Source organism: Photobacterium sp. CCB-ST2H9 (assembly GCF_023151555.2).
Lineage (GTDB): Bacteria > Pseudomonadota > Gammaproteobacteria > Enterobacterales > Vibrionaceae > Photobacterium.
This window is the reverse complement of sequence record NZ_CP100425.1, coordinates 1,074,821-1,094,648: the sequence shown is the minus strand read 5'-3', so window position 1 is coordinate 1,094,648 and position 19,828 is coordinate 1,074,821. Positions and strand designations below refer to the sequence as shown.

Genomic DNA, 19,828 nt, shown 5'->3' with positions numbered 1-19,828 from the left:
TGCGTACGCCAAAACAGCGCAACAAAGGCACAACAACTGCGCTACACTTAATTAGCACAAGTCTATGTACAGCAAAGCAAAAGTCGTTTCAGCTTAAGTCGCTAATATTACTAATAACTTTATCATTGTTTCTGGCGATGGCAGAACCAGAGACCTGCCGCCGAGTATACGCCTCGCAACAATCAATTACAAACCCTGTTACATGACCTCTAACACGGTTTGAGATATACGCCCGCTTTTACTTAAAGTTATTAACAAGCGCACACTCCCATGAAGAGGAATTGACAACAACATATCCGAGCTGTACAAAGACGGCACATCCGATTTCGGATGAGGATTATAAAATAACAAAGGAGATTGTTATGGCAGACAAGAAAGCTACTCTTCATATTGAAGGGAAAGCACCGGTCGAACTGCCGATTCTCGGGGGCTCACTAGGTCCGGAAGTACTGGATGTGCGTAAACTCGGTGCATCTGGCTACTTTACCTTCGACCCTGGTTTCTTAGCTACTGCATCATGTGAATCTCAAATTACGTACATTGACGGTGCGAAAGGTGTGCTGCTTCACCGTGGCTATCCGATCGACCAATTGGCTAATAACGCTGATTATTTAGAAGTCTGTTACATCTTGCTGTACGGCGAAGTTCCTACCCGCGCCGAATACGAGCAATTCCGTAAAACCGTGACCCGCCACACGATGGTTCATGAGCAAATTGCAAGCTTCTTCCATGGCTTCCGCCGTGATGCTCACCCAATGGCCGTGATGTGTGGTGTTGTTGGTGCACTTGCAGCTTTCTACCACGATTCACTGGACATTAATAACGACGAGCACCGCGAAATTACTGCATTCCGCCTGCTGTCTAAAATGCCAACTCTGGCGTCCATGTGTTACAAGTACTCAATTGGTCAGCCGTTCATCTACCCTCGCAACGATCTGGACTACGCGGAAAACTTCTTACACATGATGTTCGCAACACCATGTGAAGAATATGAAGTCAGCCCGGTTGTAGCGAAAGCGATGGACAAGATCTTCACTCTGCATGCTGACCACGAGCAAAATGCCTCAACGTCAACCGTTCGTCTGGCAGGTTCTTCGGGTGCAAACCCGTTTGCATGTATTGCTGCTGGTATCGCTTCTCTGTGGGGCCCGGCGCATGGTGGTGCAAATGAAGCATGTCTGCGGATGCTGGAAGAGATCGGCAGTGTTGAAAATATCCCAGAGTATATCGAACGTGCGAAGGATAAAGACGACCCATTCCGTCTGATGGGCTTCGGTCACCGTGTCTACAAGAACTATGACCCGCGTGCAACCGTCATGCGTGAAGCATGTCATGAAGTACTGCAAGAGCTGAAGATCGATGATCCACTGCTGGATGTCGCGATGGAGCTTGAGCGTATTGCACTGTCTGATGAGTACTTCATTGATAAGAAACTGTATCCGAACGTAGACTTCTACTCTGGCATCATTCTGAAAGCCATTGGGATTCCTATCTCTATGTTCACAGTGATCTTTGCAATGTCCCGTACCATTGGCTGGATTGCACACTGGAACGAAATGCACAGTGATCCGAACAACCGTATCGGTCGTCCGCGTCAGCTGTACACAGGTCATCAGCAGCGAGATTTCCAACCGCTGCATGAGCGTGAGTAATACAGTAAATATACGCTGTGAAAAGAAAAGGTTGAGCTTCTGCTCAACCTTTTTTATTTCTTCAACCTCAGCCTGCGAACTTACACCGGATTATCGATATCAATAAATGTGACATCCAGGTGATGTTCGTCAGCTAACCACTCGCCCAAAGCTTCAACGCCATAACGTTCAGTGGCGTGGTGGCCGGCACTGTAGAAATGAATACCCTGCTCCCGGGCTGTATGGACAGTCCGTTCAGAAACTTCGCCGGTAATATAAGCATCCAGCCCTAATGAAACCGCCTGATCAATGAAGTCCTGGCCCCCACCGGTGCACCAGCCAACCGTCTTAATCTCGGCGGCCCCACCTTCTCCGATATGAAGCGGTTTCCTGTGTAATGCTTTCTCAATCCGGGTCGCCAGCTGTTCACCGGTAAGCGGTGTCGGAAACTCCCCATAAACAGCTACAGGATGGGGATTACCCGGCTCCATGCCACCTAAATGCTTGATCCCAAGCAGCTCAGCCAGCTGGGCGTTATTCCCTAACTCCTGATGGACATCCAGAGGCAAGTGGTAGGCATACAGGTTAATCCCATTTTCAATCAACGCTTTGATGCGACGGTATTTCATGCCACGAATTTCTGCCGGTTCATTTTTCCAGAAGTATCCGTGGTGAACCAACAATGCATCCGCTTTCATCTCGATAGCGCGATCAATTAAAGCCTGACAAGCTGTCACACCACTGACAATGGTTTGAACTTCACTTTTCCCTTCAACCTGTAAACCATTGGGACAGTAATCCCTGATCAAATGCGGGCTTAGTAAAGTATTCAGAATTGATTCGAGTTTAAGGTTGTTCATGCGTGCTTCCTTCAGAGCTGATACATTTATTTTAACCAACTCAGCAAGGAGAGAACCAGTCAGAACGAGCTCGGGACTGGGTCTTATTGCCCATTTGTCATAAAAAATGCTGCCGATGGCAGCATTTCAACAGCAACACCAGTATGCTGGTATGCTTAGTAAAGTTCCTGAACACCATGCTCTGACTGCTTCAGCCAGACAGGTTTTGTGCTGGTTTTCAGCCAGACCTTATGCAGATAACTGTAAACACGTGACTTGATAGAGGTCGGCATCAGCATCAAAATCGGAAAGCTCAGCACGCCCGCGATCACAACAAAAGTCCGGCGCAGGATAATTTGTTGAGTTGATAAAGGTGTAAACATCATTGCCTCCTGATTTGCTAACTGGTCATACCTCTACACTGTAGCGCGTTTTTGAAATTTTACTACTTTTATTTTGTTTTATTCTTGTTAAAAACTGGTAAATAATCGAATTCAGACAAATATTGATGACAAATTTCATAAAAGGTGAAAGAAAAGAACGTAATGTTCACGACAGAGATTTTCAGAGTGTCCTGACCATTCCTGTCCTGACCCAGGACATCAGCCATCAGGTTGATGATGCCTGGCTCTCTCATTTCAGAAAACGGGCAGTCATTCCGACACATGTGAGCTATGAGGGGAACCAGCGGCTTGGCTTTTATTATCAGTGGCTTTGGCAACAGTTGATCATCCACCATCCTGATTTCGAACTGGTCGCTGAAGAACTGCAGCTTCATGAAGACAAGCGTACACTTGGCGCAATTGATTTTCTGGTTTTCAACAAGTCCATGAATCAACTGGAACACTGGGAAGTGGCCATCAAATTTTATCTGGCTCACCAAAATCGCTGGTTAGGGCCAAACTCAGCAGACAACCTGGACCGAAAAATCAACCGAATGGTTGATCATCAACTGGCTATGACAAGTCATCAAGCCTATCAGACCCAATATGCAGAAACGCTGGGACAGCCGGTTTGCCAGCGTCTGATTGTGCAGGGAAGGCTCTTTGACCACTTTCGGTATGAAGAGTCAGGTTCCGGATTATCCATTAACCCCTGCGTTAATAAAGGCTTATGGTGTTTCCAATCACAGGCAGACACGCTCTCCTTGAGAACACTGTCCAAACGCGAATGGCTGACGCCGCCGGCCTATGTTCCAACAACGCTTGAAATGGATGTAAGTACGATCACCGTTCCCACTCAGGGTATCGATGCGTGCCATCGCGTCTGGTTCATTGTGCCCGACCACTGGCCACTACATAACCGGGATAAACACCGCAGCGCAGCTTTAAATCCTGTCAGAAAACCATAAAAAAACCCGCAGTCATCTGCGGGTTTCATGGACACACTTCACTGGAACACTACAGACCAGCGTCAGCAAAAACTATACTGACAATTTCCTGCGCTTCCGCTTCAATCTGGCGCAAATGCGCCTCACCTTTGAAACTTTCGCAATAAATCTTATAGATTTCTTCTGTTCCCGACGGACGCGCCGTAAACCAACCGTTCTTGGTGGTAATTTTCAGTCCGCCAATCGCAGCACCATTTCCAGGCGCATGCGTCAGGCGAGAAATAATCTCATCACCTGCCAGCATTTCTGCTTTCACCATTTCCGGCGACAGTTTACTCAACACAGCTTTCTGTTCGCCGTTTGCAACTGCCTGCAAGCGGCTGTAGCAACATTCACCATGTTTCTCGGTTAAGGCCTGGTAATATTGCTGCGGATTCATGCCTGTCACCGCGGTGATCTCAACCGCCAGCAAACAAAGCAGAATGCCGTCTTTATCCGTTGACCAAGGTGTTCCATCCTTGCGCAGGAAAGAAGCTCCTGCACTTTCTTCACCACCAAAGCCCAGCTCACCGCTGTACAAGCCATCAACAAACCATTTGAAGCCTACAGGGACCTCACACAATTCACGGCCTAAATCAGCGACGACCCGATCAATGATGGCACTGGAAACCAGTGTTTTACCAACAGCAACCGTTGCTTTCCATTCCGGACGGTGGCGATAAAGATAATCGATACACACAGCCAGGAAATGGTTCGGATTCATCAGTCCTGCCGGTGTCACGATGCCGTGGCGGTCAAAATCAGGATCGTTTCCGAATGCCAGATCATAATCGTCCTTATGGGCAAGCAGACCCGCCATCGCATAAGGAGACGAGCAGTCCATGCGAACGACACCGTCTTTATCCAGGCTCATAAACCGGAACGCCGGATCAATCGATTCATCCACCAGCGTCAGGTCCAGATTGTAGTGGCTACCAATGGCACGCCAATACTCAATTCCGGAACCTCCGAGCGGGTCCACAGCAAGTTTCAGGTTCGCCTGTTGAATGGCAGCCATATCAATGACATGGATGAGATCAGCCACATAAGGTGCTACCAGATCCTGCTCAGAGACGAATTCACTCGACAGGGCTTCAGAAACAGGAATGCGTTTCACGCCAACCAGGCCATCAGCAATCAGCTGATTTGCGCGATTTTCAATCGCAGTCGTAAGCGCACCTTCGGCAGGACCGCCATGAGGAGGATTGTACTTAATCCCGCCATCCTGTGGTGGGTTGTGCGAAGGTGTGATCACAATCCCATCCGCTTTATCCGCATGTTCGCGGTTATAAGTCAGAATGGCATGCGATATCCCTGGAGTTGGCGTATAGCCTTGTTTCATCTGGACAATGACTTTGACATCATTGGCAACCAGTACTTCCAAAGCAGAAAGAAATGCGGGCTCAGATAAAGCATGCGTATCTTTCCCCAAAAACAGCGGACCCGTGATCCCCTGCTCCCGGCGTACATCAGCCACAGCCTGAGCAATCGCCCAAATGTGAAACTGGTTAAATGTACCTTTGTCAGCACTGCCGCGATGGCCTGAAGTTCCAAATGCAACCCGCTGAGACGGTTCAGATGCATCCGGTTCAATCAAAAAATAATTGGCCACCAGGGCCGGAATGTTATGCATGTCTTCTTGCCGGGCGCGCTGCCCGGCACGAGGATGAATCGCCATGAACATATCCCTTGTACGAGTTTTTTGCTGTATCAGCAGCGGTTAAATTTCACCGCAAACTTTGTCGATGATGTCCTGAGTAAACTGCATTTTTTGCATCAGCTGCTCAATCATCTGACGTTTACGATCAGTATTCGTATTGGTGATTACCCAGAATGGTGTGTCAGGTATGGCTTTCGGTTTGGTCGTTTTACCGCTGTTCAATAGTTTTTCTTCACTGTCAGCGAAATAAACGCGAGTACGGCCTTTGATTTCTGTGGCGTCGGTGAAAGCCTGAGAATCGAGACGATAGAGTGTCGAAAGCACCAGCATGAAACGACCAATCGCTTTTTCCTGGCCGGCAAATTCGTCTGAAATCAGCAAAGAGCGCATCGCTTTCACTCTGTCTTCAGACTGCGGCAGATTGCCTGCATCTTTGCTGACAACAATCGCTTGTGCTGCCTTTGGACGGACTGGCATGACCGGTTGATGATGATGCTGTGCTTCATCCACCTTCAGTAACCGACGCAGAATATCTGACGCACTTTCACCGATGTGCCGGGTCTGGCTGGCAATATAACGATATAGCTCTTCGTCAACCTCAATAGTTTTCATCGTAGTGTTCATTATCGTTCCGTTAAAAAATCACCGGGAGATTATAACGTGAAGCGAAGGTATACTCTACGCCAAAGCGTTAACTACAAGAGAAATAGTCTGTGAATCTTCATTATCAAATTCAGGGGCAAGGCCAGACTGTCGTGCTCATCCATGGCCTTTTTGGCAGCGCAGATAATCTTGGCATTCTGGCCCGTTCACTGAAAGATACCTGCCAGGTCATCAGTGTTGACCTTCGTAATCATGGGCGCTCCCCTCATAGTGAGCACTTTACTTACCAGGAGATGGCACAGGATGTTCTTGACGTACTGAATCAACTGGATATTGAAAATTTCACTGTCATCGGCCATTCCATGGGCGGAAAAGTCGCAATGACAATGGCAGCGCTGGCTGCGGAACGCATCAAAAGTCTGATTGTACTGGATATGGCACCTGTCGCTTATCATGTACACCGTCATGAAAACGTCTTCGCCGGTTTGCAAGCCGTGAACAATCAGACCGTGACCAGCCGCAAAGATGCTGAACACTACCTTGCATTGCATGTTGAAGAAGCTGGTGTCCGGCAGTTTTTGCTGAAATCACTTTATAAAGCTGATGAGGGCTTCCGCTGGCGCTTCCATGTTGAGGCTCTGATTGCCAATTACAGTACAATCATGGGCTGGGAAACGATTTCACCATTCACGGGTCCGACGCTGTTTATCAAAGGACAGAACTCCGAATACATTCAGCCTGAACACAGAGAAGCCATTATGGGTCAGTTCCCGAATGCCAAAGCTCACATGGTTACGAATACAGGCCACTGGCTGCATGCAGAAAAACCAGAAACCGTGAACCGTATCATTCTGAACTTTTTACAAGGCCTTAAGAATTAACACATCCGGCACACTATGCTATAGTGCGCGCCGGATGCAAGGATGAAACTTGCGAAGGAGAAACAGATGTTATACGAGCACATGGACCTGCTGGAATCAGTTGGACTGGATTTCTTGTTCGCTACTATCTTCTTTTTCATTGGTATGGCAATCAAAGATGTCCTTAAGCAAGGCAATGTGCCTCCGTTTGGTCGTAAAATCGTCTGGCTGGTCTTGTTCTTAGGGTGCTTCGGATTCATATCTAAAGGCGTGATTCAATTCACAATGGAAGGCGTTGGCATCGGTTAAAACCTGAGGTTTCGGCTTTTTTCAGCTCAAGCAAACCCAAAGGGCAATCTTAAGGTTTTCACAACAGCCGACACCACGATCGCTGCAACGAATACTTTCAGGCGCGTATCAGCACCAGAGTGACCGACAGCCTGTTCATTTTCTGATGCCGTTAGCCATAGCTGGCGGCCAACAACTTAAACACGGGTAATCTCTACTATGGCGAGTGTAGGACTCTTCTTTGGTAGCGACACAGGTAACACAGAAGCCGTCGCTAAAATGATCCAAAAGCAACTGGGTAAAAATCTGGTTGAAGTCAAAGACATTGCTAAGAGCAGCAAAGAAGATATTGAAAACTTCGACCTGCTGCTGCTGGGCATCCCGACCTGGTACTACGGTGAAGCTCAATGTGACTGGGATGACTTCTTCCCTGAACTGGAAGGCATCGATTTCGAGAACAAACTGGTCGCAATTTTTGGCTGTGGTGATCAGGAAGATTACGCCGAGTACTTCTGTGATGCCATGGGTACAGTCCGTGATATCGTTGAAGGACGTGGTGCCGTGATCGTGGGTCATTTCCCGACTGAAGGCTACGAATTTGAAGCCTCAAAAGCGCTGGTAGACGACAGCCACTTTGTCGGTCTGTGCATTGATGAAGATCGTCAACCAGAACTGACGGATGAGCGTGTTGAAAAGTGGGTGAAACAAATCTACGAAGAAATGTGTCTGGCTGAACTAGCTGACTAAGCGACATCCCTCTACAACTTTAAAAAAACGCGCTTTCGCGCGTTTTTTTTCATTCATTTACCAAAGCTTCGCTTTGATTTTGCTGCTCATCAGAATCAGTTTCCCGGTACTGCGGTTTTTTTCTCACATAAAGCACGCGTTTCACCTGAGCAACAACCTCTCCTTTTGCATCCATGACATGCACAATAAATTCAGGAAAAAACTTATCACCCGATGCTGTCGAACGTCTGATTTCATCAACATACTGGTCTGAAATCGTAAAAACAGCCGTTAAATCGGTCTGACCCGGCTTCAGAAAATTCACTTCTGCCTGTTTATCCCAGACAAAGTATTCTTTCCCGAGAATTCCCATCAGCATCAGCGCATAGACTGGATCCGTCAGCGAAAAAATACTGCCGCCATATTGCGTCCGGTTTGCATTCTTATTCCACCATCTTAACTTCAGGCAGATTTCTACATGGCGAAAATCCTCACTGATCCGTCGAATCCGAATGCCGGCCCCCCAAAATGGCGGCCAGATATTCAAGGCAAATTTTACAATGCCAGGCTTATAAAACTTGTACACGCCTTCACTTCCCTATGATCTGGTACGATGAGTATAGTACGTTTTTTTAACATTTATATCAGGCGAATTAAAGTCACAACTTTCCTAGACCCATTCAGCATTAAGGTTTATTGTTGTGCTGTCGTCACTTATAATGAACAGATATGCGAAAGACTACCGTAACCTCCATTTTCATTGTTACGGCTAGCCAAAGGAAACTCGAATGTCAGATAACAACCAAGCACTTAAACAAGCAGGTCTAAAAGTCACACTTCCGCGCCTGAAAATTTTGGAAGTACTTCAGGATCCTGAGTGTCAACACATCAGTGCTGAAGATTTGTACAAAAAGTTGATCGATATTGGTGAAGAGATTGGCCTGGCCACTGTTTACCGTGTTCTGAACCAGTTTGACGATGCAGGCATTGTCACTCGACACCATTTTGAAGGCGGAAAGTCAGTTTTTGAACTTTCTACCCAGCATCACCACGATCACCTTGTGTGTCTTGATTGCGGAAAAGTCATTGAATTTTCAGATGATCTGATTGAAGAACGACAAAAGCAGATTGCTGAAAGCTACAACATCCGCCTGACAAACCACAGTTTATATCTGTACGGCCATTGTACTGCAGGTGATTGCAACAAAGATGAAAGTCTGCACGACGAGAAAAAATAACCATCTTTCAACCTCATAAAAAAACCAGCCCTTCGGCTGGTTTTTTGTTTCGCTCAGATTCAGGCTGACATAGAAGCCAGCCTAGAGATCATCATTCAGCAATCTTCGCCCAGGAATCACGCAGACCCACTGTACGGTTAAACACCAGATGCGCCGAAGACGAATCTTTGTTATCCGCACAGAAATAGCCCATACGCTCAAACTGGAAAGCATACTCAGGTTTGGCCTCTGCCAGACTTGGCTCAACAAAGCCCTTCATCACAAGCAGTGACTCTGGATTAATTGTCGATGCGAAATCATCTGCAGCACCAGGATTTGGCACATTGAACAGACGATCATACAGACGAATCTCAGCCGGTACTGCCTGCTCAGCCGAGACCCAGTGGATGACGCCTTTCACTTTACGGCCATCTTCCGGATTCTTACCCAGAGTCTCAGGGTCGTAGCTACAGAAGATTGTGGTGATATTACCTTCAGCGTCTTTTTCAACACGCTCAGCTTTAATCACATAAGCGCCACGCAGACGCACCTCTTTACCCAGCACCAGGCGCTTATACTTCTTGTTGGCTTCTTCGCGGAAGTCTTCACGTTCGATATACAATTCACGACTGAATGGTACATCGCGCTCGCCCATTTCTGGTTTATTCGGGTGATTACCAATTTTCAGGGTTTCAGTGTCACCGAAGTTTTCAATCACCAGTTTCACTGGATCCAGAACAGCCATCGCACGCGGTGCATTCTCGTTCAGATCATCACGAATACAGGATTCCAGAGAGCTCATTTCAATGGTGTTTTCCTGCTTGGTCACACCAATGCGCTTACAGAACTCACGAATCGAAGCTGACGTGAAACCACGGCGACGTAAGCCAGAGATTGTTGGCATACGCGGGTCATCCCAACCCGAAACCAGATTCTCTGTCACCAGCTGGTTCAGCTTACGCTTGGACATCACTGTATATTCAAGATTCAGACGGCTGAATTCGTACTGACGTGGACGACTATCGATTGTGATGTTATCCAGCACCCAGTCATACAGACGACGGTTATCCTGAAATTCCAGCGTACACAGTGAATGTGTAATGTTTTCCAGCGCATCAGAGATACAGTGCGTGAAATCGTACATCGGATAGATGCACCATTTGTCACCGGTCTGATGGTGCGTTGCAAAACGAACACGGTACAGCACAGGATCACGCATCACCATAAACGGTGAAGCCATATCAATCTTGGCACGAAGCGACATTTTTCCTTCTTCAACTTCGCCGTTTTTCATTTTCTCAAACAGAGCCAGGTTTTCTTCAACCGGGCGATCGCGGTATGGGCTTTCCTTACCCGGCTCAGTCAGAGTACCGCGATATTCACGCATCTGCTCTGGCGTCAGCTCATCGACGTAAGCCAACCCTTTCTGAATCAGCTCAAGAGCATATGCATAAAGCTGATCAAAGTAGTTAGATGAGTAACAAATCTCACCGCTCCACTCAAAGCCCAGCCAGTTTACGTCCTTCTTGATTGACTCTACGTATTCAATGTCTTCTTTTTCCGGGTTCGTGTCATCAAAACGCAGATTACATTGTCCCTGGTAATCCTGAGCAATACCAAAGTTCAGACAGATAGACTTTGCGTGACCAATATGCAAATAGCCATTCGGTTCAGGCGGAAAACGTGTGTGGACGCTGGTGTGCTTACCACTGGCTAAATCCGCATCGATAATTTGGCGGATAAAATTGCTTGGACGAGCTTCAGATTCACTCATCAATAACACCTCGTGTGCTAACAGGATCTTCAAACCTGTAATGATCCACAAATACAGGCCATGACTCAACAATTAGTATGCATTGATTCATGATCAGAGCGAAAAAAAACCGGCCCATTTGGGCCGGCCTCACTTTTCACTCGATTTTTAGCTCAGATGAGCTGTCAGTTACGGCAGTTTTACCGCAGACAGGTCTTCTGATGCCGGGATCTTCTTCATCTCACCCGCAACGATTTCGGCCAGTGGGCCAAGAATTACCTGCAGGTTGTTTGAACCCAGTTTCACAACACCCATGGCACCCAGTGCTTTCAGTGTTTTCTCGTCAGCCAGACTGCTGTCTTTCAGTGTCAGACGCAGACGAGTAATACAAGCATCAATGTTTTCCAGGTTGCCATGACCACCCAGTGCTTTCAGGTACTGTTTCGCCAGTTCACCGGTTTCCTGAGAACCTGCGCCAATAGCTTCGTCGGCATCTGCATCTTCACGACCAGGAGTCTTCAGATTGAACTTCACGATTGCAAAACGGAAGACTGCATAGTAAATCGCAAAGAAGACCAGACCCTGGACAATCAGCATATACCACTGTGTCGCCAGCGGGTTTTTAGATTGCAGAACCATATCGACCATACCTGCAGAGAAACCAAAACCGGAAATCCACTGCATGCTTGCTGCGATATAAACGGAGATACCCGTCAGAACTGCGTGCACAACGTACAGCGCAGGGGCCAGGAACATGAAGGCAAATTCCAGCGGCTCAGTCACACCAGTAAAGAATGAAGCAAAAGCAGCTGCAATCATGATAGAAGCAACTTTCTCTTTGTTTTCCGGCTTCGCTGTATGGTACATCGCCAGTGCAGCACCAGGCAGACCGAACATCATAATTGGGAAGAAACCACCCATGTAAATACCGGTTTGACCAGGAACCGCCACACCGTCAGCAATAGACTTCGCGCCACCCAGGAAGTTAGGCAGGTCATTAATACCTGCAACATCGAACCAGAATACTGAGTTCAGTGCGTGGTGCAGACCAACAGGGATCAGCAGACGGTTGAAGAATGCATACAGACCCGCACCAACATCACCCAGCCCTTGAATTCCTTCACCAAAGTGAACCAGACCGCCATAGACGTGTGGCCAGACGTACATCAGAACGAATGCCAGGAAAATACCTGCAACAGAAGTCAGGATAGGAACCAGACGCTTACCGCTAAAGAAAGCCAATGCTTTGTGCAGTTCAACCGTCGAATAACGGTTATACAGCTCAGCCGAAACGATACCGACCAGAATACCGACGAACTGGTTTTCAATCTTACCGAATGCCGCAGGAACAGCACTTAGGTCGATACCCTGAATCTGAGCAACGGCCGCTGGAGAACAAAGAGTGGTGACAACAAGATAGCCAACGAAGCCAGAAAGTGCTGCTGCACCATCTTTATCTTTTGACATACCGTACGCGACACCGACAGCAAACAGGACAGACATGTTTTCGATAATCGCGCCGCCTGCTTTGATCAGGAAAGCTGCCAGTGCGCTGTTGGCACCCCAGCCGTTCGGATCAATCCAGTAACCTATACCCATGAGTATTGCGGCGGCAGGCAGCGTGGCGACTGGCACCATCAACGCCTTACCTACTTTTTGAAAGTATCCAAGAATATTCACCCTTAGTTCCCCCTATGGTTTTCTTAGATGCGGTTTAGATAACTTATTTTAGTTACCCGATTAAGTTAGTTGCAGTTTATGCCTTTAATTTCGCCCCGCAAATTAAAACGTTATCATTTGTGATCCCAATCACCAGCACCTGCGCTGTTTACGCGATTTTGCTAGCCCGGTCATAAAACTTATTTTATCATTCGAAAGAAATCAGATATAAAGCTAAAATTCTCGAGTATTCTTTTATAGCAATGAGGTGTTACCGTGAGACTTATCCCACTGAACAACGCACGCGAAGTTGGTTTGTGGTCAGCACGTTATATCGTTGATCGTATTAATAAATTTAAGCCAACTACTGATCGTCCTTTCGTACTTGGCCTGCCTACCGGCGGTACGCCTCTGGCAACCTACAAGCGTCTGATTGAGCTTTATAATGCTGGTGAAGTAAGTTTTAAGCATGTGGTCACATTTAACATGGATGAGTACGTTGGCCTGCCTTCTGACCATCCGGAATCCTACCGCAGTTTCATGTATAACAACTTCTTCAATCATATTGATATTCAAGAAGAAAACATAAACCTGCTGAACGGAAATACCGATGACCACTCAGCAGAGTGCAAGCGTTACGAAGAGAAGATTAAATCTTACGGAAAAATCCATCTGTTCATGGGCGGTGTTGGCAACGATGGCCATATCGCATTCAATGAACCAGCGTCTTCCCTGGCATCACGTACCCGGATTAAAACCCTGACCGAAGACACACGTATTGCTAATTCTCGTTTCTTCGATGGTGATATGAAACAAGTACCCAAGTATGCACTGACTATCGGCGTCGGTACTCTGCTGGATGCGGAAGAAGTCATGATTCTGGTAACAGGCCATAACAAGGCTCTGGCACTTGAAGCCGCTGTTGAGGGCTGTGTAAACCACCTCTGGACGGTTTCTGCCCTGCAGCTGCATCCGAAATCTCTGATCGTCTGTGATGAACCTGCAACGCAGGAGCTGAAAGTGAAAACAGTTCGTTATTTTGAGGAACTGGAAGCAGAAAACATCAAACACCTTTAATCAATAGGATATGTTCATGTACGCGCTGACCAACTGCCGCATTTTTACCGGTAGCGATGTGCTGGATAACCACGCTGTTATTATTGACGGAGTGAACATTCGCGCTGTATGCCCTGAGGCAGAGCTACCTGCTGATCTTCCTATCCAGAATCTGGATGGGGCGAACCTGTCTCCAGGCTTTATTGACCTTCAGTTGAATGGTTGTGGTGGCGTGATGTTCAACGATGAAATCACAGCTGACACAATTCACACCATGCACAAAGCCAACCTCAAGTCAGGTTGCACCAGCTTTCTTCCGACCCTGATCACCTCGTCAGATAACGACATGAAAGCTGCCGTTTTCGCTGCCCGTGAGTATGAAGAAAATTACCAAAACCATTCATTAGGTCTTCACCTTGAAGGGCCCTACCTGAATGTGATGAAAAAAGGGATCCACAGTGTGGATCACATCCGTCGTTCAGACGATGAAATGATTGATTTTTTGTGTGAAAACGCTGATATCATCACCAAAGTGACCCTTGCTCCGGAGCAGACTCCCGCCAAACATATCGAGAAACTGGCCCAGGCCGGCATTGTAGTTTCTGCTGGCCATACGAACGCAACATACGCTGAAGCTCGCAGAGGCTTTGCTGCAGGTATCACTTTCAGTACACATCTGTTCAATGCGATGACTCCAATTGCCGGACGCGAACCGGGAATGGTCGGAGCCATTTACGATACGCCAGAAGTATACACTGGCATCATTGCTGACGGCTTTCACGTTGACTATGCCAATATTCGTATAGCTCACAGAATTAAAAGGGAAAAACTGATTCTTGTGACGGATGCGACAGCACCAGCAGGAGCAGACATAGATCACTTTATTTTTGTTGGTAAGAAAGTATATTACCGTGATGGTAAGTGTGTTGATGAAAACGGCACACTTGGCGGTTCTGCACTGACGATGATTGAAGCCGTTCAGAACAGTGTTGAACATGTAGGTATCGCCCTGGACGAAGCGATTCGTATGGCTACCCTGTACCCTGCCCGCGCCATTGGTGTGGATAAGAAACTGGGGGCTGTCAAAAAAGGCATGGTGGCTAACCTGGCTGTTTTTGATCGTGATTTCCGTGTCAGGGCGACAGTGGTTAACGGAAAATACGAGCAAACTTAACTATGACTGGCGGACAAATCGGTAATGTCGACCTGGTGAAACAGCTGAATAGTGCAGCTGTTTACCGGCTCATTGACTTGCAAGGCCCTATTTCTCGAATTCAAGTGGCAGACGTCAGTCAATTAGCGCCAGCCAGTGTGACCAAGATTACCCGCCAATTGCTTGAACGCGGCCTCATCAAAGAGGTCGCACAACAAGCTTCGACAGGTGGCCGTCGCGCAATCTCTCTCACAACAGAGTCAGCGCCTTTCCACTCGATTGCTATCCGGCTGGGTCGCGATTATATCGAAATGACGCTTTACGATTTGAGCGGTAAGAGCCTGGCAGGAACGGCTCATCATTTTCCTTACTCAAATCAGCAGGAACTGCTCGACGGACTCTCGGAGCATATCCGCCAGTTTATCAGTGCGAATCAATCCATCCTGAAAGAACTCATTGCATTCGGCATCACTCTCCCCGGACTCATCGACCCTGAAAAAGGGATTGTAGAGTACATGCCAAATATTACGATTGAGTCTCCTCTGGCACTTGCCGATATCATTACGGATAAATATGGGGTGTCTTGTTTCGTCGGGAATGACATCCGAGGACTGGCTTTAGCCGAACACTACTTTGGCGCAAGTCAGGACTGCAGAGATTCGATTCTTGTCAGTGTCCATCGTGGTACAGGGGCCGGAATCATCGTCAATGGTCAGGTTTTCCTGGGTTATAACCGAAATGTAGGTGAAATTGGTCATATCCAAATCGATCCACTCGGCGATAAGTGCCAATGTGGCAATTTCGGTTGCCTTGAAACTGTTGCAGCCGATCCAGCAATTATCCGCCACGTTCAGGCATTGCTTGATCAGGGCTATCCAAGCAGCCTGCAGAAACTGGAAGACGTGACCATGCCGGCGATATGTGAAGCGGCGAATCAAGGTGATGAGCTTGCAACACAAGCGCTGGTGAAAGTGGGGAACCAGCTAGGCAAAGCGCTGGCGATGACAATCAACCTGTTCAATCCGCAAAAGATTGTTGTTGCAGGCAACATTACACTCGCAAAAGATATTGTTTTCCCGGCAATCAGACGTTGTATCGAAACACAATCACTGTCTACCTTCCACCAGTCACTGCCAATTGTGGAGTCCCAGCTCTATACGCAACCCACAATCGGAGCATTTTCGATGATCAAACGTGCGATGCTCAACGGAGTTCTGTTGCAACGCCTGCTTGAAGATTAAAAACAGTTACAATTAGAAAACTATTATGTTGACAGGGTATGTCTTTTTTAAGGCATACCCTGTGTTATATTCGGCCCAACAAATGCAACCAATTGAAATGATATCATTTCTTATTGCTCTGGATACGAAGCTTTCTTATGGATCTGATTTATATCATTGCTGCTTTTCTGGCAGGTTATTTAGCGCTTAGAAGCAAACTCCCTCCGTTAGTCGGATTCCTGGTCGCAGGATTTGTACTGAACTCTTTCGGCTATTCAACCACTCCCGTGATTAGTGCCATTGCTGATCTCGGGGTCACCATCCTTTTGTTTTGCATCGGTCTGAAGCTGGACATTAAAACCCTGCTGCAAAAAGAAGTCTGGGCCGGAGCGACGATACACAACATTCTCACGACAGCTATCTTTACCTTTACCCTCTTCGCCCTCAAAACCTTAGGGCTGGGTATCCTTGAAGACCTGGAAATCGCGCAACTTGCTTTACTCGGCTTCGCGCTTTCTTTTTCCAGCACTGTCTTTGCAATCAAAGCCTTACAAGAGAAAGGTGAACTGAATGCGACCTATGGTACCCTTGCCATTGGCGTGCTGGTTATGCAGGATATTTTCGCGGTCATTTTCCTGACCGCCTCAACTGGCAAATTACCCGAAATCACTGCACTGGCACTGTTTGCCTTACCCTTACTCCGTCCCTCTCTGTTCAAGATTCTGGATAAAGCCGGACATGGAGAAATGCTGGTTCTCTATGGCATTTTTCTGGCTCTGGTTGCCGGAGCCGGGCTCTTCAGTCTGGTCGGCATGAAGGCAGATTTGGGGGCTCTGGTACTGGGAATGCTGCTGGCAGCTCATCCCAAATCGTCCGAACTGTCGAAGTCACTCTTTAATCTGAAAGAACTGTTACTGGTTTTCTTTTTCCTGAACATCGGACTTGCAGAATCGCCCACCTGGGAAGGGTTCCTGTTAGCACTGCTGCTCTTGTTGCTGCTGCCGCTGAAGGGATTACTTTACTATCTGGTATTCCATAAGTTCCATTTCAGGGTCCGGACTTCATTACTCGGCACACTGACGCTGTTCAACTACAGTGAGTTTGGTCTGATTGTGGCCGGGCTTGCCTATCAGCTTGGCTGGCTGCCGGGCGACTTTTTGGTCGCCATTGCAATTGCCGTGTCACTGTCCTTCTTGTTGTCTGCCCCGCTGAACAGCCTGAGCCACCGAATCTATCTGGAAAGCACCCGATGGCTGAAGGAATTTGAGCCGGAAAAACTGAATCCGAATGACCGGCTCATCGACTTAGGAAAGAAACAAGTCCTTATCCTTGGGATGGGTAGAATCGGCACCGGGGCTTATGAAGAAATGGTTCGCCGCTTCGGTCCCCAGGTCGTCGGTATCGAAAACCGCGAAGAGGCCGTAGAAAGCCATGTTCAGGAAGGCCGTCACGTCATCCTTGGGGATGCAACCGATCCGGATTTCTGGGCACGGGTGATTTCGCGTCACCAAACCCGCCTGATCCTGTTGGCAATGCCTCACAGTCAGGCAAATACTGTTGCTCTTGAGCAAATCCGCCAGCTTGGCTACAAGGGAAAAATCGCAGCGATTGCCCGGTATGAAGATGAAGAAGCAGCACTCCTCGAACAGGGTGTTGACGCGGCCTTCAACATCTACCGGGAAGCCGGTAACGGTTTCGCCCGGCATGTCTGTGAATCAATCACCGCAGATATCAAATCCTTTTAATTCCTCTGAATTTTCCGAGCGGCCACCAAGGTGGCCGTTCGGATTCCCGCCCAAAAAACCAGCCGATTTTAAAAAAAATTCACCTAAACCTAATTTTATTAAATATTATTCACCAAAGATGTCTTTTTTACATTGATTGATGGTTTTGGGTTGCTTTTGTTTGTTGAATACGCAATTTTAACAATCAGAACGGAACAAAAGCTGAGGGACAATAACAATACCCTTGCTTCATTCAGGCTTTGTTTCCCCCTATTTAACTATGTGTTGGAGTAGTCAGTATGTGCTCAGTATTCGGGATTCTAGATATTAAAAGTGACCCAACGGTCCTGCGCGAAACCGCGCTGTCAATGTCGAAAAAAATGCGTCACCGCGGACCAGACTGGTCTGGTATTTATTCATCAGATAAAGCCATCCTTGCACATGAGCGTCTGGCTATTGTCGACCTGAACAGCGGTGAACAGCCTCTGTATAACACTGACCGTACTCATATTCTGGCCGTCAACGGTGAAATCTACAACCATAAAGATTTACAGGCTGAGCTGGCTGCAGACTACCCATTTCAAACCGAATCTGACTGCGAAATCATCCTGGCTCTTTACAAAGAGAAAGGCCCTGAGCTGCTGGACTACCTGAACGGTATTTTTGGTTTCATTCTGTACGATGCAGAAGAAGATGCTTACCTGATTGGCCGGGACCATATCGGTATCATTCCGCTGTATCATGGTCATGATGAACATGGGAACTACTACGTTGCCTCTGAGATGAAAGCGCTGGTTCCGGTGTGTAAAACCATCAGTGAATTTCCTCCGGGTCATTTCCTGTGGAGCAAAAAAAGCGAGCCTGTCCGTTACTACAAACGTGACTGGATGGAATATGGCACGGTCGCCGACGCAGCTACTGACAAAGCGAGACTGAAATCTGCACTGGAAAGTGCCGTGAAACGCCAGCTGATGACCGATGTCCCTTACGGTGTATTGCTGTCAGGCGGTCTGGATTCTTCCGTGATTTCTGCAATCACCAAGCAGTTTGCATCACGCCGTATTGAAGACAACGAACAGTCTGATGCCTGGTGGCCGACCCTGCACTCATTCGCAATTGGCCTGGAAGGCGCACCGGATCTGAAAGCCGCGAGAAAAGTGGCCGATCATATCGGTACTGTCCACCACGAGCTGACTTACACCATTCAGGAAGGTCTGGACGCGATCCGGGATGTGATTTACCACATCGAAACCTACGACGTCACAACGATCCGTGCATCCACACCAATGTACCTGATGTCCCGTAAAATCCGTGCCATGGGGATTAAGATGGTTCTGTCCGGTGAAGGAGCTGACGAAGTCTTCGGTGGCTATCTGTATTTCCACAAAGCGCCTGACGCTCAGGAATTTCATGAAGAAACCGTTCGTAAGCTGCTGGCTCTGAACATGTTCGACTGTGCCCGTGCAAATAAATCTATGGCAGCCTGGGGTATCGAAGCACGTGTTCCCTTCCTGGATAAAGAATTCCTGGAAGTCGCCATGAGCATCAACCCGCAGGACAAAATGTGCGGCAACGGCAAGATGGAAAAACACATCATCCGCGAGTGTTTTGGTGACCTGTTACCAGAGTCCGTGGCATGGCGTCAGAAAGAGCAGTTCTCCGACGGTGTTGGCTACAGCTGGATCGACACCCTGAAAGAAGTTGCTGCAGCGAAAGTAACGGATCAGCAACTGGAAACTGCCCGCTTCCGTTTCCCGTACAACACGCCGACCACCAAAGAAGCGTATGTGTACCGTGAGATCTTTGAGGAATTGTTCCCGCTGGAAGACGCAGCCAAATGTGTACCAGGAGGCCCTTCAATTGCCTGTTCTTCAGCCAAAGCGATTGAGTGGGATGAGAGCTTTAAAAACAGCGCAGACCCATCCGGCCGGGCAGTTGCAGCCGTACACAACGAAGCCTATCAGAAGGCTTAAGACCGAGCGTTACTCCATCCAAGAGCGCGTCCGCCTTTGCTTGCCTTATCTCCGCTTGCGAAGGCTATCTCAAAGGGGCCAGGGAGGCCCCTTTCCC

The 19,828-nt window shown here is 47.8% G+C and carries 18 protein-coding genes; 11 read left to right on the top strand and 7 right to left on the bottom strand.

Features of this window, described 5'->3' with window-relative positions; genetic code table 11:
* The first annotated feature begins 362 nt into the window (after window positions 1–362).
* Window positions 363–1,652: a citrate synthase gene (locus tag L4174_RS05295; protein ID WP_248143817.1), complete on the top strand. Its 1,290-nt coding sequence runs from the start codon at window positions 363–365 to the stop codon at window positions 1,650–1,652.
* Between the two features lie 80 nt (window positions 1,653–1,732).
* Here L4174_RS05295 and L4174_RS05290 read toward each other — a convergent pair whose 3' ends face one another.
* Together L4174_RS05290 and L4174_RS05285 are read right to left on the bottom strand one after the other, a co-directional pair.
* Entirely contained in the window at window positions 1,733–2,491 is a 759-nt protein-coding gene (locus tag L4174_RS05290; protein ID WP_248143816.1) for a Nif3-like dinuclear metal center hexameric protein, read from the bottom strand.
* Window positions 2,492–2,646: 155 nt separating this feature from the next.
* Window positions 2,647–2,856 (bottom strand): DUF2517 family protein, encoded by a 210-nt coding sequence (locus tag L4174_RS05285; RefSeq protein ID WP_371929376.1) that lies wholly within the window; start codon window positions 2,854–2,856, stop codon window positions 2,647–2,649.
* A 122-nt stretch (window positions 2,857–2,978) separates the two neighbouring features.
* Between L4174_RS05285 and L4174_RS05280 the strand changes: the two genes are divergently transcribed.
* On the top strand, window positions 2,979–3,821 hold the full coding sequence (locus L4174_RS05280; protein WP_248143814.1) for a DUF1853 family protein: 843 nt from the start codon (window positions 2,979–2,981) through the stop codon (window positions 3,819–3,821).
* A 49-nt stretch (window positions 3,822–3,870) separates the two neighbouring features.
* On the opposite strand, the gene pgm is transcribed toward L4174_RS05280, so the two are convergent.
* Both pgm and seqA read right to left on the bottom strand, forming a co-directional pair.
* Window positions 3,871–5,517 (bottom strand): phosphoglucomutase (alpha-D-glucose-1,6-bisphosphate-dependent), encoded by a 1,647-nt coding sequence (pgm, locus tag L4174_RS05275; RefSeq protein ID WP_248143813.1) that lies wholly within the window; start codon window positions 5,515–5,517, stop codon window positions 3,871–3,873.
* A 42-nt stretch (window positions 5,518–5,559) separates the two neighbouring features.
* The gene (gene seqA / locus L4174_RS05270) at window positions 5,560–6,111 is read right to left on the bottom strand and encodes a replication initiation negative regulator SeqA (protein ID WP_248143812.1); all 552 of its coding nucleotides are present in this window, start codon (window positions 6,109–6,111) and stop codon (window positions 5,560–5,562) included.
* 101 nt (window positions 6,112–6,212) lie between these two features.
* Between seqA and L4174_RS05265 the strand changes: the two genes are divergently transcribed.
* The 3 genes from L4174_RS05265 to fldA all read left to right on the top strand — a co-directional run bounded on the left by L4174_RS05265 (window position 6,213) and on the right by fldA (window position 7,997).
* On the top strand, window positions 6,213–6,983 hold the full coding sequence (locus tag L4174_RS05265) for an alpha/beta fold hydrolase (protein WP_248143811.1): 771 nt from the start codon (window positions 6,213–6,215) through the stop codon (window positions 6,981–6,983).
* Between the two features lie 66 nt (window positions 6,984–7,049).
* Window positions 7,050–7,271 carry a DUF2788 domain-containing protein gene (locus L4174_RS05260; protein WP_248143810.1) on the top strand — a complete coding sequence of 74 codons (222 nt, stop codon included), beginning with the start codon at window positions 7,050–7,052 and terminating at the stop codon, window positions 7,269–7,271.
* A gap of 198 nt (window positions 7,272–7,469) precedes the next feature.
* Window positions 7,470–7,997, top strand: coding sequence for a flavodoxin FldA (fldA, locus tag L4174_RS05255; protein ID WP_036748804.1), 528 nt, complete (start codon window positions 7,470–7,472; stop codon window positions 7,995–7,997).
* 49 nt (window positions 7,998–8,046) lie between these two features.
* Here fldA and L4174_RS05250 read toward each other — a convergent pair whose 3' ends face one another.
* On the bottom strand, window positions 8,047–8,562 hold the full coding sequence (locus L4174_RS05250; RefSeq protein ID WP_248143809.1) for a DUF4442 domain-containing protein: 516 nt from the start codon (window positions 8,560–8,562) through the stop codon (window positions 8,047–8,049).
* A 202-nt stretch (window positions 8,563–8,764) separates the two neighbouring features.
* On the opposite strand from L4174_RS05250, the gene fur reads away from it, so the two are divergent.
* On the top strand, window positions 8,765–9,214 hold the full coding sequence (gene fur / locus L4174_RS05245) for a ferric iron uptake transcriptional regulator (RefSeq protein ID WP_248143808.1): 450 nt from the start codon (window positions 8,765–8,767) through the stop codon (window positions 9,212–9,214).
* A 91-nt stretch (window positions 9,215–9,305) separates the two neighbouring features.
* Here the strand turns inward: fur and glnS are convergent, their stop codons facing one another.
* Together glnS and nagE are read right to left on the bottom strand one after the other, a co-directional pair.
* A complete protein-coding gene (glnS, locus tag L4174_RS05240) occupies window positions 9,306–10,967 on the bottom strand; it encodes a glutamine--tRNA ligase (protein ID WP_248143807.1) in 1,662 nt (553 codons plus the stop codon).
* 168 nt (window positions 10,968–11,135) lie between these two features.
* A complete protein-coding gene (gene nagE, locus L4174_RS05235; protein ID WP_248143806.1) occupies window positions 11,136–12,626 on the bottom strand; it encodes an N-acetylglucosamine-specific PTS transporter subunit IIBC in 1,491 nt (496 codons plus the stop codon).
* A gap of 255 nt (window positions 12,627–12,881) precedes the next feature.
* On the opposite strand from nagE, the gene nagB reads away from it, so the two are divergent.
* From nagB to asnB, 5 genes are all read left to right on the top strand, one after another.
* Entirely contained in the window at window positions 12,882–13,682 is an 801-nt protein-coding gene (gene nagB / locus L4174_RS05230; RefSeq protein ID WP_248143805.1) for a glucosamine-6-phosphate deaminase, read from the top strand.
* A 16-nt stretch (window positions 13,683–13,698) separates the two neighbouring features.
* Window positions 13,699–14,835: an N-acetylglucosamine-6-phosphate deacetylase gene (gene nagA / locus L4174_RS05225; RefSeq protein WP_248143804.1), complete on the top strand. Its 1,137-nt coding sequence runs from the start codon at window positions 13,699–13,701 to the stop codon at window positions 14,833–14,835.
* Window positions 14,836–14,837: 2 nt separating this feature from the next.
* On the top strand, window positions 14,838–16,055 hold the full coding sequence (locus L4174_RS05220; protein WP_248143803.1) for an ROK family protein: 1,218 nt from the start codon (window positions 14,838–14,840) through the stop codon (window positions 16,053–16,055).
* A 137-nt stretch (window positions 16,056–16,192) separates the two neighbouring features.
* Window positions 16,193–17,779, top strand: coding sequence for a cation:proton antiporter family protein (locus L4174_RS05215; protein WP_248143802.1), 1,587 nt, complete (start codon window positions 16,193–16,195; stop codon window positions 17,777–17,779).
* Window positions 17,780–18,057: 278 nt separating this feature from the next.
* Window positions 18,058–19,731: an asparagine synthase B gene (gene asnB, locus L4174_RS05210; protein ID WP_248143801.1), complete on the top strand. Its 1,674-nt coding sequence runs from the start codon at window positions 18,058–18,060 to the stop codon at window positions 19,729–19,731.
* Window positions 19,732–19,828: the final 97 nt, after the last annotated feature.